Source organism: Streptomyces sp. NPDC001002, from assembly GCF_053599215.1.
On sequence record NZ_JBSFLV010000113.1, the window covers coordinates 15,948 to 29,844 of the forward strand.

Consider the following 13,897-nt stretch of genomic DNA (forward strand, 5'->3'; position numbering starts at 1 on the left):
ATCGATCGATCTGAGTGTCAATCAGAAGTCGGACGTGTCCGGCCGAACACAGGAGGTTTGCATGGCCAAGGGTTACTGGGTCAGTGTCTACCCCGCCATTTCCGACCCTGAGAGGCTGACTGCCTACGACAAGCTGGCCCGTCCGGCTGTCCAGGCCGGGGGCGGGCGCCTCCTGTCCCGTGGCGGTCGCGTCGTCGCCCACGAAGCCGGAATCACGCAACGCGTCGTTCTGATCGAGTTCGACAGCTTTGAACAGGCCGTCGCAGCATACGAGAGCGAGGCATACCAGAAAGCGCTCGTGGCCCTCCCCGACGGCGTCGAGCGCGACTTCCGCATCACCGAAGGCATCGACTGACCGACGAGCCCAGCCATCGCTGAGCATTCGTCACCTGATACGCACACGATGCTGAACGACGACTCACGAGACGAGTTCGAACCCATGCTCCGCGTCCCGGTTCGTCGACGTCACTCACCCTCGCCCGAAGCGAACCGCCTCTCACACAACAGATCGGTCCACCGAACAGAAGGCTTCGATGACCAGAGGCGCATCCTGCAGCCATCTGCCGGGTGCCGGCGAACGTGGTCCAGGCACGCCGTCCAACCCCGACGCTGGCTCGCCCCGGCGGACCGAAGCTGTGCTGCGTCAGAACCCATGCGCCGGGCCGTGGCACAAGGCGCTTCAACCGGTCACAGACCGGGGACGTCCCTGACCCTCTTGAGCACCGAACTCAACCCGTCCACCACGGCGTTGTGCCGCCTCGCGTGTGCCGCCCGGTCCGCCGGCACCAGCCGCTCCGCGGCCTGCACGGCGTAGGCGTCCGGATCACCGAAGGCCGCCTGCGGGTCCTCTCCCGTCTCCGCACAGTGCACCGTGACCTCCTTGACCGCCTGGAGCACGACCGCGCGGTCCACACCCGGCTGCATCGCCAGCCGTACCTGGAAACGCGCCATCCACTTCTCGCGGTCCCTCTCCCCCGCCGCATCCGCCGTCTGGTCCTTCTTCGCCACGTGCTCTCCCGAGTGATCAGCGGCTGTCCGTCATGGAGTGGGACGCCACATCATCGGTGTGAGTTGCGGCTGCGAGGAGAGTTTCAGGTGACTGCCCGGGAAACCCCACCAGCCCTGCCGGCTGTCTGCTGACTGCCGACGCGCGGAAGCCTGACCCGGTTGCCGTGCCGGTGTGCCGCTCGGGCCGGCCCCATCGGCACACGGAGGCGCCGGCAGACGTTCCCGGGCACTGCAGGCCGGTCTCCGGCCGGCCCGGTCAAGGCGGCTCGTCATACTCCACACGGAACACCACAGGCGGATGTCTGTGGCGGTGGGGGCGGTGCGGGCGTTCTCGATGCGGGGTGTCTTGGCGTGGTGCCAGTTGCAGCGGCCGGCCAGCTCAGTGACCGTCAGCCCGGCGGTCTTGCGCAGGTCGCGCAGTCGTTGGGCAACTACCTCGCGCGCGCCCGTGCGGACGAGGTGGGAGAGGTGGGCATGAGCTGGCCTGTCCGGTGGGTGCTGGATCAGTGGATCTCGTGCTGGTCGTGCGGGGTGGCGAGCGCCCACACCGCCTCGAAGGCTTCGGCGCACAGCTTGGCGGCGGTGGGGTTCTCGATGACTTCGCCGCCGGCGGAGGCGCCGTCGCCGGTGAAGTGGTTCCACAAGACGGTGTGGTCGTCGAACAGCCAGAAGTCGTTGCCGGGCAGGGCGAGTTCGGATGCCTGACGGCGCGGTAGCCAGCGGACGTCCTCTCCAGCGCTGAGGTGCTCATCCCCGGGAACGCGGAGCGTCTGTCCATCCCGCCGAGCGAGGAGGAGACGGTGCGGGTCCAACAGGCGTGCGCGCCCCGGTCCGTGACAGACATGTGGCCGAGCTGCTCGACTTCCGGGACAGCACCCAGGACTGGCAGTCCCTGGTCCAGCCCGCGCTCACCGCCGGGGTTCCCTCGCATCGCGCAGCTCACCGGTCTGGACCCTCAGCTCATCGTCCAGGCTGTCGACGGCTGACTCCCGCCGAATCGGAGGGCTTGAGGGGACTTGAGAAGCAATTCCCGCGTGCCGATGCGCGTCGAGCCATCATGCCCCTGCCGAACGGCGGCTCATGATGGGTTCGGCCAGCAGTCTCGCCGTTCCGCAGAGGCTCTGGCCGTGCTGGGCGAAGAGTTCGTCACGTGAGTCGAAATGGCCGAGGTCGGTCCGGACGTAGGCCGAGAGGTCGCACGAAGGACCGTTGGCCGGGCAGACCGTCGTGCCGTCCCAGTCGATCGCCGTCCTGGACAACGCCTCGAAGAGCGTCTCCGAGCCACTGTTGGTGAAGCCACCGCCGGCGGCTTCATTCACATCGTCGAGGCTGCCGAAGAGTTCCGAGACCGTCAGCCACGGCGCGGCGGGACCTCCGCTCCGCGCTAGCCCTTCAATGCGGAACTCCGGCCATGCGAGCACGACTTGGTGCGGGATCAACCGATGAGCCCGGGGGAAACGCGGATACCAGAAGCTGCCGTCGACCACTAGGCCGCGCACGCACGTGGCCACTCCGATTGCCCGCGCGACCGCCTCCAGCACCGCCAACCGCTGGCTGCAAGAGCCCCGTCGCCGGCGCAGCACCTCTGAGACGGGCCGTTCGTCCTGCACCGAGTACACGGGCCGGACAGTCGCGGCGATCCACCCATGGGCCTGTCGCAGGGCTGCCGTTCGGCGTGCGCTCAACGCGTCTTGCGGGCCGGTCGGCAGGCCGAGATCGCTCAGGAAGGACGAGACGTTCGGATGCCGCCAGTCGAGAATCCGCGTCGGAGCCGTACCACCCACCGCCCCTCCCATGTCGGCTACGCGTGTGCGGACACGGCCTCGCGGCATGAGAAGCGAGCTTGTCATGACGGTGATCCTCTCCCCCAGCATCCACCCCGGATGGTGACCACCACCATGCCAGCATTTTTGAACGCGTTCAACTCCGGGGTGGCGTGAACCGACCATCGGGAGATGCCTGCCGTCCGGGCGTCCGACCGCCCGGACCACGGGCCGTCACCGGGCAGATGAGCCACAGGTCAGGCGCCGGGCGCTGCCGCCGATCGGGCCGTCCCAGTGTGCGGCCGCCGCGAGGACGGCGGCGGCCGCGCCCGTTCCGAGGACGGCGCCGGCGATGACGTCGCCCGGGTAGTGCACCCCGGTGTGAATGCGCGAATACCCCACAGCACAGGCCAGGAGTCCCAGAGGGACGGTGACGGGCGGGAACGCGGGCCCGACCGCAGCGGCGAAGGCGACAGCGGACGCGGTGTGCCCGGAGGGAAACGAGGCGGACGCCGGCATGGGGACATGCCGTGCCGGGAACGGCGAGTTCTCGGCACGGTGGGGGCGTGGCCGCCGTACAAGACGCTTGCCCAGGAGGTTCGCCGTGGTGGACGCGACGCCGATCGCCGCCACGCCGATCGCCGCGGCGCGGCGGGAGCGGCCGGGGCGCAGGGCAAGCGTGGCGGCGATCAGGAAGGAGACCTTGGAGTGATCGGCCGCTGCGGACAGGCGGCGCAATGCCGAGTCCAGTGCGGGTGTGCTGGTGACCGTCACGGCCTCGTAGAGGGCCTGGTCGAGGCTTGCGAGGTCGCGCAACAGGCCCTGCGATACTCGTTGCTGCCGAGTCTGACGGTCAATCATCGCTCTGCTCCTGGTTCTTGTCGCGTGAGGGAGCCGCTCGGTCGTGGTTCTCACGTGCGTGCGGCGACAGGTCGAAGGCAAGGCGCACGACGCGGTACCAGTCGACGGTCGGAGCGACGTACGGCGCCCCGGGACGTTCCCGCGGGACGCGGACCCGCAGCACGCCGGGTCGTATCGAGCACACGACGGGCGGCGGCAGGACGAGTGCCTCACCGTCGACGGCGACCGGAATGGTCTCCTCGTCGGACTCCACGACGACTCTGCGGGTCGTCAGGACCGTGATGCCGCTGGCCCGCTCCCCCAGCAACGCCACTTCGGCGGCCTGTACGGCGCCTCCGACCCGAACCGCGATCAAGCCGAGTTCGCCCGTGTCGAGCCGCTCCCTGCGGCCACCGGTCAGCGGGTCGGCGCGTGCGTAGGGGTTGTTGCTGACCAGCACCGCTTGGGGCGTTTCCAACCGCTCTTCGTCGGTCCGGGCACTGAGTGCGGCGCCCGCCTCGCCCGCCAGCAGGTCCGGCAGCTGGTCGAGCGCGGTGACCGCTTTGGCGCCGCGGTAGTCGGGGTTCTGCACGATGTGGGCGTACGTACCGAATGAGGCGGTGTTGACGAACGGCCGGCCGGAGATGTCCCCGAGGTCGACGCGGAGTTCGACACCGTCCGAGAGCGCGTCCAGGCTGCTCACCGGATCGTCCCGGTCCAGGCCGAGGTCCATGGCGAAGTGGTTGCGGGTGCCGGCCGTCACGACCATGAACGGCAGACCGTGTTCGGCGGCCACTCCCGCCACCAGGGCCTGGGTGCCGTCGCCGCCGGCCACACCGAGCAGGTCGGCTCCCTCGGCCACGGCCTGCCGGGCCAGTGCCACCGGGTCCGGATCCGTGTCGAGGTCGAGCACGATCACTCGCGCGCCCAGCGCTTCGGCCCGCTCCACGAGTCCGTGCTGCACGACCTTCCCGCCGCCCGACTTCGGATTCATGATCAGCACGGCCCGGCGGGGCGGCCGCACCGTGCGGGTGTGCATGCCGCGCGGCTTGCGCAGACGGCGCAGGGCACTGCGCGCGCAGCCGAGCGCGGCCGTCCACCCCGCGAGGGCGATCACCGCGACCACCCACAGGCCCGACACGGCGTACAGCACCAGGACGCCGACGGGTGCGGTGATCGCCAGCAGCGCGCCGAGGATCCGGGCGAATCCGCGGTGCGCCAATGCCCACCACAGGCCCGCGCCGGCCAGTCCGAGACCCGCGAGGCCCAGCAACAGGACGAACCAGTGGTTGGCGCCGGCCACCACTGCGGCCACCGCGCCCGCGATGCACAGCAGGGCGAGACGGGCGAGAGCCCGCGCCGAACCGAGGCCCTTGTCGGATCCGTGACGCTGCGTTTCGCGTGTCGTTCCGGTCTCGTTCAACGTCGATTCCCCAACATGGATGAGGCGGCCGGCCGCGATCACACGGCGGCCGCCGCGTCTGCTCGTCACACCTGCGCTTCTGGTCGGTGTCCATGGAATCTACGCGGTGTGCCCCTTCTCCTCGACCGGGCGGGATGGACGGCTCGGGCTCATGCCGCGAAGCGGATCGCGGGGGCGTGTTACTTGACGGTGGCGCAGCCCCCTCCCTCCCCGCAGTCGAAGGCGAAGTCTTCTCCCGCATAGCCGAAATCGACCAGCCCGGATCTACCCGCTTGCCATTGCGGCAGACCGACAGCGGGGAGGCTCGGGCGTTCGGTGCGCGGCCAGCCGGTCATCGCGCAGCTGCCGCCGCGTCGGGGTTGGGCCGGCCCGGACTCCGAACGGGAACGATCATGTCGCCCGGACACCGTGGGATGCGCACCCGTGAGGGGAGTCTCCGGGCCGAACCCGGTCGGACCTCTGTGGAGTTTCCGCTCAGGACGACTGCCGGGGCGGTGGCGACGTGCCGTCAGCCGTCGGGACGGCGGCGAGCGATTCGAAGTACTCGTCGAGCAGCCCGATCAGGTGGTCCACAGCGTGCTGTTCGTCTTCGGCGGACCACGGTTCCGCGGGGATGTCATCAGGGAAGGCCAACAGCAGGACCAGCCGTGTCCAGACCAGGTTGGTGCCGTAGCCCAGTCTGTCGGCGAGCCACTCCTGAAACCCGTTCAGCAGGTCTCCTGCGGCGGCGATGTCGTAGCCGGTGAGGAACCCGGTCACCGCCTCGAAAGTGTCGCGACGGACGTACATACGTGGATGCGTCTTGAAGATCTCCCAGAAGTCCTGGCGGGACTGCGCCGGCTTGCGCATGGCCCGCCCCGCACGACTCCAGGCCGGGGGAACGTCCGAAAGGTCGCTGCCGGCACCCCACGTGGAGTACAAGACGACTTCCGGCCCCACGCCCAGCGCGGCCAGGAGCCTGTCCGCGCGCGCGGTCGGGTCGATCGGACCCAACGTCCGGGTCCAGATGTGCGTGCCCGGAGCGTCCCCCTCGTGATGGGTAGCGGCGAAATCCGTGCCCCCCAGCACGAAGAACGCCGCTCGGACGCTGCCGTGTCCGTCCCACGACGTCTCGACAGTGAGCCTCAGCCGCCGCGCTACCGCGTCCAGGTCCACCGAGAGGTAGGCGAACGAGTACAGGGGCCACCCGACGCTCTGGAACATCGAGGCCTGCTGGGCGGGATTGGCATGGGGTCCACGCGCGGGCTCCGTCGCGGGCTCCCAGCCGTCCTCGGCATCCGGTACGTACATCAGTTCAGTCACAGGGCCAGTCAACCAGCCTTCGGCGGCCTTGATGTGACGATCCGACGGCAGTCTCACACTGTCCCCGACCGGCCGTTCCTCCTTCCGGACGGGCCCGTCGGGTGCCCCGACGATCTCTATGACCTGCGTCGGTTCTACCGCAGGAAAAACTCGTAGCGCCGGGCGCCGTCTGCGGCTCGCGCGAGGAAACGGTGCACGGCGGCGGCCGGACCGTACGTGAGACCGGCAGTGGTTCGCCGAGGGCGGCCTCGACGTCCTGGTGCACCAACGCCCACCGGATCCTGGGGAACCACCAGGCACAGTATCGGCGGCGGCTGACTGCTGGTGCAGGTGACGCGCATTCCGTCCAGGCGCCGCCGAGGCACTCCCCGGCGCGTCTGCCCAAGTACTCCACCCGCACCGGAGCCTCTCAAGTGCCGCCTGCACGACATCCCGTCCATCGGGGTCGGCATGGACGAGATCAGCGAACGCCGTCTGCCAGCCGTCCCGATGGGTGCTGATCAGACCGAAAACGCCCTTCGCTATGAACGACAGCCGACGGTCACGGAAGAAGCCGTTTGCGACTTGCGCGAATTGGTCCCCGCCATCACCCCACGCCGGATCCCGGACCCAGGCCTGAAACGGCTCATCGCCCGCGCCCGCACACCAGGCCGCCGACGCCATGACGAGCATCGGCTGCCTCCGCGGGAACAGGACCGGCGGATGACAGGTGGCAGGTGGCAGGCGAGATGAATGCCCTCAGCTCATCCGCCGACCCCGACCACACCGACGGCCACCAGCCCCGACCGCCAGTCACGATCCGGCAACATGTGCACCCGGCAGCCGTGGTGGGGTCACGGCAGGCCCGACCACGAGACCCACCACGGTCCTGGGGAGCCCTGCGCGATCACGCCTGCGCACCGTGTGCGCAATGCACCGCGCAGAAGGCTGCACAACGCGCTCCGAGATCCTGCGCAGTTGGCCGGCGGGCCCGGCTGCGCAGCCCGTCTGCGCGGACCGACTGCGCAGCTCATCCCGGTCTGCGCACTGACCGGCTGACGCCCAACAGGCGCCGCCGGCACGCCTCTTGAGCAGCTGCGCGGCACGCCACCAGCGGGCGGTCCGAAGACACTGCTGCCCCTGCCGCCGTCCTAGCGGATGCCGCCCCCACCCATCCCCGTCGGCGGCGTGGTCGGGGCCATGGTCGGGCCCACCACGACCCCGACCACGGTGTTTGTGTCCCGTCCATGGCCATTCTCACTTCGGCCCCGTATGCCCTGGATCATCCGCACTCCGAGAAGAGCCGGGGGGACTGTCTGGTCAGCAGGCTTGCGGCCCGCTGAGCGGTGCAACCCCAGCCGGACTCCGCGCAGGGCAGGACCCTATGGGCCGGGGTCAACCCCGTGAGACTGCGCGTTCGGGCTCGGGCGCCCTTTCGCTGAGACCGAACCGGCCGTGGAATCTGCGCGGGAAGCCGGGCGCGTACCAGGCCGGGGGGCCGAGCAGGCGCATCGCGGTGGGAACGAGCACACCACGGGTTGCCGACCGGGCTCTGTGTCGTGTCGGACTTCGGCGTCAAGGAGCTGACGAAGCTGATCCGTGGGCCGTCCGGGCGGCTGAGGTTGGCGCTGCCGGAGCTGTCGTTGCCGTTGAGGTTCCTCTGGAGCGTCGCGGAGACCTGGCGGCTCTCGCCGCGGTGCGCAAGCAGTGGGTACGCCGCAGCCAGGGCGGGGGCTCCAAGGGACCGGGAGCCTACGACTGGACCTGGTTCGGGTCACCCTGCCTGGACAGTTACCTGCTGATCGAGGGGGCTAGTTTGGTGAAATAGTCCTGCGATGGGCTGAGCAGCTCGTTTTACAGCAGGGCCCATATTCCAGGTACCCGGTAGGGAGGGAGAACTGTGCTCCTGAGTGATGCCGAGTGCTGGCTGATACAGCATCTGCGGATGGAGGCCGGGCCGCGCGCCAGGACCCCCGGCTGGACCCATGCCGGCGTGGCTGGCCTTCTACTTGAGCACGGACGACTGTTTACTCCCGCCGAGCGTCCAGGTAGCGACCAGACCCTTGGCCAGCCAGGGCAGTGCTATCTCGAGTCCATCACCTGGGCCCGGACATCCAGCCCTCAACTCGCCTATGTCGAGGGCTGGGCCTGGGGAGTCGGTTGGCCTACCGAACACGCATGGTGCGCCGGCCCGGGCGCAGTTGCTCTCGATCGCACGTGGCGACGCCCCGGCGCTGCTTACCTCGGGCTACCTGTGCGCGCGGAGGAAGCTGCCCGGATCATGCGCAGGCAAGGTGAGACGTTGCTCGTCAGACCCGACGGGTACGCCTCAGAACAGGCCGTGCAGTGGATTCGCCAAGGAATACCGCAAGGCCTCTTGGCCGACGTCGGCCGCCCCGTTCCACGCTCCTGACCAGAGAATGCGGTAGAGGTCTCCCGACAGGGCGTCATGCCCCCCGTGAGGACCGTCGTTCACGGGATTCGAGCCAAGACTCACTTCGCGTCGCCGAGCGACCCTTCGACATACGGACTGCCGCAGGTGGTCGAGGATACGTCCATGAACCGTCCAGCCACTCCCAGCGACCGCCAGGCCCCAGAGAGCCGAAATGAGGACATCTCAGCAGCCTCACGGCCCTCACCCAACCCGCCCGCGCCGTCCCCCGAACCACCGGCGAGCCGCACAGCGCACTTACGAGACCGGGATCAACAACGCAGAAGGGGCCCAGCATCGTGCCTAACGTCAAAGTCACCTACGACAAGAGCGTGAACGCGGCGTACATATACTTCACCGACCCGCGGGTCAACGTGAGATCAGCACATACCTATCCCTGCGATCCGATCGACGTCGACGGCGTGATCAACCTCGACTTCGACGACCAGGGCCGTCTCATCGGCATCGAGGTCCTAGCCGCCACTTCGAAGCTCCCCGCCTACCTGCTCCATGCCGCCGAGCAGCTGGACTCCGAGGGAAGTTGAGCCCGGGAGCAGTCCGGCGAGTGCCCCTCAGCACAGCCACCAGCGCAGGTTGGAAAAGGCTCAGTGGCTCCGGCACGTGTGCGCTCCGGAGCCACTCATTCCAGCGACGTCACGCGGCGAAGCCGATGTTGGTGACGTACTCGTACTGGCCCCACTGGGAGCCGAGGTCGACGACCTGGTCCACCCAGGCGTCGTCCAGTTCCTGGTCGTCGTCGGCCGCCCACGCGGCGACGATCCTGTCCCAGCGGCGCACGTTCATCGTCCGGAACTCCACCGGCCGCTGGTAGGGGCGGCCCACCTGGGACTGGTTGAGAGGGTGGAACTCCACCCGGGTGCCGCGACCATCCCGGTTGAGGCGGGTGAGCAGGTGGCGGGCGACGTTCTCGCGCCGCACGGTGCGGTAGGCCCGTTCGATTGCGGCGAGGTTCTTGCGTGAGGGGGTACGGGTGCCGTTCAGCCACGCGCGCAGCGTGCGGGCAGTGACGGTGAGGCCGGCGGCGCGGGCGGCAGCCTGGGCGTGGTCGGTGCGGGTGAGGTAGTGCAGGCGGGCGAGCAGGCCGCGGCGGGCGGTGATGGGGGTGGCGATGTAGCCGGCGAGGGCGTCCAGTTGGCGGGCGACGGCTTCGTGGCCCTTGATGCCGCGGGCGCCGAACTTGCCGAAGTCGAGATTGCGCTCAGGCATGTCTGGCCTCCTCCTCTTCTGTCGTGCCGACGGTGTAGACGTCCTTGACCTTCACTTCGGTGACGCCGCGGCCTTCGGGGAAGACTGCGTGCCAGTCGCCGGTGACGTGGAGTTCGTCGGTGCCCATGGCGCGGACGACCAGGAGGCCTTGGTCGTAGGCGCGGTGGGCTTTCCACCAGAGGTTGGCGAAGGCCTGGGAGCGGATGAGGTGCATCCAGTCGGTGCGGTAGAGCTCCCGGTTGTAGTTGGACTCCCCGAGGGTGGAGACGAACTTGGAGTACATGGCCTTGACGTATTCGAGGGTCACGTCGTCGTCGGCGGCGATCGCCTGGTCGCGGGCGTCCTTGAGGGCGATGCGGAACTTCTCCAGCAGGCCCTCGGTCGCGCCGGAGGTCCAGGACTCGTGGATCTCCGGCGGCTCGCACAGGCCGTATGTGGGGCCGGAGATCCGCAGGAGGAGGCGCAGGGTTGGTTCGGTCACCCATAGGGCGCCGCCTTCGTCGCGGTTGCCGATGGGGTTGGGCAGGACTTGGTCGTGGTCCCAGTGGGGTGGGGTGATGAGGTGGATGCCGGCGCGGCGGCGGTCGTGGTGGTTGCCGCTGGAGTGTTCCAGCTGGCCGAGCGGGAGGTGGGTCTTAAGGGCGCTCAGGTAGGCGCCGTTGATGTCGAGGGCGGTCACCTCGTGTTCGCCGGGCGGGAGTTCGGGGCGGGCCCATTTCGGGCGGGCTTCCCAGATCTGGTCGGCACCGCGTGCGGTCTGTTTGCGCAGGACGTCGGGTAGCCACGGGTGGGCGACGAGGTCGTAGCGGCCGCCTTTGCGTGTGTGGTCCAGGAGTGCCATGGCATCCGGGATCGCGCGCTTCACCAGTGCCGCGGTCGCGGCGTCGGCGTCACCGGCGTGCTCGGCCAGGGCGGCCGCGACGGCGGATGCGATCAGGTTGGGGGTGTCGGCGGTCTGCATACGGCGGCCGACCGGTACGACCTTCACGCCGCGTCCGGTCTGCCGCCTCGGCCGGTCTGCGGGTGCCGGGCGTCTGGTCTCGGCGTGCCCGGCCGGTTCGGCGGTCGGGGTGGCCTCGGGGGCAGGGATGGGCTGGGCGGGTCCGCAGTCGGCGGGGTCCAGATGCTGGGGGAACCCTTCGACCTGGTGGCGGGCGGGTTGCCCGCACAGTACGCAGGGCTGGGGCGCGGCGAGTTCGTCGACGTCGTCGAGGTCGAGGGGTTCGTCGGCCTGCGCCGATTCCTGTGCGGGTTCGACGGCGGGTTCTGCGGTTGCTGCGGTGTTCAGTTTGGTACGGGCTCCCTCCAGGAAGTACGCGTACTTCTCCCGCACTTCGCCGTTGGGGTCGCGTCCGGACTCCCAGCCCCCGATTGTGGACGCGCCGACGCCCAGGGCTTGCGCGAGTTGAGCGCGTGAGACGTTCAGTGCCTCCCGCAGCGGGCGGCGCTCTTCGACGGGCGGCAGGGGGGTTTCCTGCCTGGCGCGGGCGAGCAGGGCGTCGATCGCCTCGAAGTCGGTCATCGGGCTCCCCCGTTGTGCACGGCGGCGGCCCGGCGGGCGCGGGGTGCGGTGCGGGCGGCGGGACGGCGTCGTTTCCTGGGCAGGGATTCCGTGGCCCGGGTGGGGCCGGCGAGCAGTTCCAGTACGTCGATGCCGTAGTGGGCGGCCACGACGTCGCAGTCGGCCAGGCTCCAGGCGGCCGCTCCGGACTGACGGCGGCTCACCTGAGCCTGGCTCACTCCCAGCGCGGTCGCGAGATCGACCTGGGACTCACCCGTCGCATACAGGAGCGCGGCGATCGCCGATCGCACCCTTTCCTCCAGGGCCATGCTCATAGTGGAAAGTATACAGGATATGTGCATGGATGATGCGGAAATTGCAATCCTGCGTGTTCGGTGCTGCTGGTCAGGTGCCTGGCAGGTGTGGTGGAAGATGTCCGGATGCCGCATGTGACGCTGCGTCCGCATCAAGTCGAGGCCGTTGACTCGGTCGTCCGGACGCTCTCCGCGCTCCCCGGCGACCGTATGCCTGCCGACGGGCTCAGGGCGCAGGTCGTCGCCGCCACCGGATCCGGGAAGACGCTGATCGGTGTCGAGTCCGCGCGCCGGCTGTCCGCCCGCCGCGTGCTGGTCCTGGTGCCCACCCTGGATCTCCTCACCCAGATGACGCGTGCGTGGCGTCAGGGCGGGCGCAGGGGCGCGATGGTGGGGGTGTGTTCTCTGCGCGGGCAGGAGAGCGAAGGCGTGCCATGCACGACGGATCCGGCCGAGCTGACGGCGTGGACGTCGGGGCCGGATCCGGTGACGGTGTTCGCGACCTACGCCTGTGTCGGCCAGGGTGTGGTGCAGCAGGCGCACGCGGCCGGACTGCCGGTGTGGGACCTGATGGTCGTGGATGAGGCGCACCGGGTGAGCGGTGACGCGGGCCGGCCGTGGGCCGCCGTGCACGACCAGCAGCGGATTCCGGCGGCGCGGCGGCTCTACATGACGGCGACGGCGCGTGTCTGGGAGGCGGAGGGCGACGCTGGGCGGCTGGTGGCGAGCATGGAGGAGGACTCCCCCGTCTTCGGGCCGGTCGCCTACAGGCTGCGGCTGTCGGAGGCGATTCGGCGGGGGCTGGTGGCTCCGTATCAGGTGCTGTGTCTCGACATCCGTGACCCTGCCCTCCACGCCGCGCTGACGAATGAGGACGCGGGCTCCGACGCCGTGCGCGGGGCCCGGCTGGCGGCGGTGCAGACGGGGCTGATGCGGGCTGGTGCCGAGGAGCGGTTTCGGCGGGTGCTGTCTTTTCACAGCCGGGTGGGTGAGGCGGAGGCGATGGCGGCCGCGGTGCCCGTGACGGCGGCCCGGCTCGCCCACGACGACCCCGGCACGTTCCCGGCCGCGGAGCGGGTGTGGGCCGACTGGCTGTACGGCGAACACCCGCCGCTGCGCAGGCGCCGGGTGCTGGAGGAATTCGCGTCGGACGTCCTGGGCGGGCCGGAGTTCGAGGGGCGGGATGTTCCCGCTGCTCTGCGTGTGCTGAGTTCCGTGCGCGTCCTTGGAGAAGGCGTCGACACGGCCGAGTGTGACGCGGTGCTGTTCGCTGACGCGCGCGGGTCGATGATCGACATCGTGCAGATGGTCGGGCGGGCGCTGCGGATGCGACCGGGCGCGGGGAAACTGGCCACGCTGATCGTTCCGGTGTTCCTGGGACCGGACGAGGATCCCGACGACATGCTCACCTCCACCTCGCTGAGCACTCTCGTGAAGATCCTCGGGGCACTGCGGTCCCACGATACGGAGACGGTCGAGGCACTCGCCGACCCCCGCATCCGCAACAGCCGGTCCCGGACCGGACAGGACGGTGCGGAGGGCGAGTCCGAGAACGAGAACGAGAGTGAAGGCGAGTTCGAGGGCGAGGGTGGGGGTGAGGGGCGGGGGCAGGGCGTCACGCGGGTGAGCGGGGCGGCTGCCGGGGTGCTGCGGTTCGGTGAGCAGCGGGATCCGTCCGCGCTGGCACAGTTCATCCGGCTGCGCGTCCTCGATCCCGAGGGCGCGTACTGGCGGCGGGGTGTCGAGGCCGCGACACGGTGGCTACGCGAGAGGGGCGACGCCGAACTCCGGGTGCCCTACCTGTTCGTGGCACCTCAGGAGTGGGGCGCGGCCGGAGGATATCCGCTGGGGATGTGGATCGCCGATCAGCGCCGGTACTACGCCGCCGGCACCCTGGAAGCCGGCCGCGTCGCCGAGCTCGAGGCGCTCGGGATGGTGTGGTCGGTGCACGCGTCGGCGTGGGACGCCGGCCTTGAGGTCGCCCGCTCGTACGCGGCCGTGCACGGGCACTTCTTGCCGCCGGCGTCCGCGGTGTGGGGCGGGGACGGCTTCCCCATCGGGGTGTGGGCGAAGAACCAGCGCGCGGCCGCCCGCAGGACACAGCACAAC

Annotated in this window: 11 protein-coding genes and 2 pseudogenes; 3 read left to right on the top strand and 10 right to left on the bottom strand. The window is 69.7% G+C overall.

All coding sequences use genetic code 11. The features are described from left to right. Positions 1-61: 61 nt before the first annotated feature. Positions 62-355 carry a DUF1330 domain-containing protein gene (locus ACWDR3_RS35675; protein ID WP_450356716.1) on the top strand — a complete coding sequence of 98 codons (294 nt, stop codon included), beginning with the start codon at positions 62-64 and terminating at the stop codon, positions 353-355. A 332-nt stretch (positions 356-687) separates the two neighbouring features. Here ACWDR3_RS35675 and ACWDR3_RS35680 read toward each other — a convergent pair whose 3' ends face one another. From ACWDR3_RS35680 to ACWDR3_RS35710, 7 genes and pseudogenes are all read right to left on the bottom strand, one after another. Then, positions 688-1,008: a hypothetical protein gene (locus tag ACWDR3_RS35680; protein WP_450356717.1), complete on the bottom strand. Its 321-nt coding sequence runs from the start codon at positions 1,006-1,008 to the stop codon at positions 688-690. A gap of 285 nt (positions 1,009-1,293) precedes the next feature. Next, positions 1,294-1,484: pseudogene (locus tag ACWDR3_RS35685) on the bottom strand (helix-turn-helix domain-containing protein); the annotation flags it as partial. A 27-nt stretch (positions 1,485-1,511) separates the two neighbouring features. Further along, a pseudogene (locus tag ACWDR3_RS35690) lies at positions 1,512-1,754 on the bottom strand (DUF6879 family protein); the annotation flags it as partial. A gap of 309 nt (positions 1,755-2,063) precedes the next feature. Next, the gene (locus ACWDR3_RS35695; protein WP_450356718.1) at positions 2,064-2,792 is read right to left on the bottom strand and encodes a transglutaminase domain-containing protein; all 729 of its coding nucleotides are present in this window, start codon (positions 2,790-2,792) and stop codon (positions 2,064-2,066) included. Positions 2,793-3,005: 213 nt separating this feature from the next. Next, positions 3,006-3,632: a phosphatase PAP2 family protein gene (locus tag ACWDR3_RS35700; protein ID WP_450356719.1), complete on the bottom strand. Its 627-nt coding sequence runs from the start codon at positions 3,630-3,632 to the stop codon at positions 3,006-3,008. Further along, positions 3,625-5,034 (bottom strand): diacylglycerol/lipid kinase family protein, encoded by a 1,410-nt coding sequence (locus tag ACWDR3_RS35705; RefSeq protein ID WP_450356720.1) that lies wholly within the window; start codon positions 5,032-5,034, stop codon positions 3,625-3,627. The genes ACWDR3_RS35700 and ACWDR3_RS35705 overlap by 8 nt, the downstream gene beginning before the upstream one ends. Before the next feature lie 474 nt (positions 5,035-5,508). After that, the gene (locus ACWDR3_RS35710; RefSeq protein WP_450356721.1) at positions 5,509-6,336 is read right to left on the bottom strand and encodes a hypothetical protein; all 828 of its coding nucleotides are present in this window, start codon (positions 6,334-6,336) and stop codon (positions 5,509-5,511) included. A gap of 2,709 nt (positions 6,337-9,045) precedes the next feature. On the opposite strand from ACWDR3_RS35710, the gene ACWDR3_RS35715 reads away from it, so the two are divergent. Next, complete coding sequence (locus tag ACWDR3_RS35715) at positions 9,046-9,291, top strand: DUF2283 domain-containing protein (RefSeq protein ID WP_450356722.1); 246 nt, start codon at positions 9,046-9,048, stop codon at positions 9,289-9,291. 109 nt (positions 9,292-9,400) lie between these two features. On the opposite strand, the gene ACWDR3_RS35720 is transcribed toward ACWDR3_RS35715, so the two are convergent. From ACWDR3_RS35720 to ACWDR3_RS35730, 3 genes are read right to left on the bottom strand one after another with little or no spacing between them, the layout of a single operon-like run. Then, a complete protein-coding gene (locus ACWDR3_RS35720) occupies positions 9,401-9,973 on the bottom strand; it encodes a helix-turn-helix domain-containing protein (RefSeq protein WP_450356723.1) in 573 nt (190 codons plus the stop codon). Beyond that, positions 9,966-11,495, bottom strand: coding sequence for a helix-turn-helix domain-containing protein (locus ACWDR3_RS35725; protein WP_450356724.1), 1,530 nt, complete (start codon positions 11,493-11,495; stop codon positions 9,966-9,968). The genes ACWDR3_RS35720 and ACWDR3_RS35725 overlap by 8 nt, the downstream gene beginning before the upstream one ends. After that, on the bottom strand, positions 11,492-11,809 hold the full coding sequence (locus ACWDR3_RS35730) for a helix-turn-helix domain-containing protein (RefSeq protein ID WP_450356725.1): 318 nt from the start codon (positions 11,807-11,809) through the stop codon (positions 11,492-11,494). The genes ACWDR3_RS35725 and ACWDR3_RS35730 overlap by 4 nt, the downstream gene beginning before the upstream one ends. Positions 11,810-11,914: 105 nt before the next feature. Here ACWDR3_RS35730 and ACWDR3_RS35735 point away from each other — a divergent pair. Continuing rightward, positions 11,915-13,897, top strand: a 1,983-nt coding sequence (locus ACWDR3_RS35735; RefSeq protein WP_450356726.1) for a Helicase associated domain protein, incomplete at its 3' end; no start/stop codon positions are given.

Bases quoted from the DNA above. Each gene is read 5' to 3' on its own strand.
- ACWDR3_RS35675 (WP_450356716.1), top strand. From the start codon at position 62: ATGGCCAAGGGTTACTGGGTCAGTGTCTACCCCGCCATTTCCGACCCT.
- ACWDR3_RS35700 (WP_450356719.1), bottom strand. From the start codon at position 3,632: ATGATTGACCGTCAGACTCGGCAGCAACGAGTATCGCAGGGCCTGTTG.
- ACWDR3_RS35720 (WP_450356723.1), bottom strand. From the start codon at position 9,973: ATGCCTGAGCGCAATCTCGACTTCGGCAAGTTCGGCGCCCGCGGCATC.
- ACWDR3_RS35725 (WP_450356724.1), bottom strand. From the start codon at position 11,495: ATGACCGACTTCGAGGCGATCGACGCCCTGCTCGCCCGCGCCAGGCAG.
- ACWDR3_RS35730 (WP_450356725.1), bottom strand. From the start codon at position 11,809: ATGAGCATGGCCCTGGAGGAAAGGGTGCGATCGGCGATCGCCGCGCTC.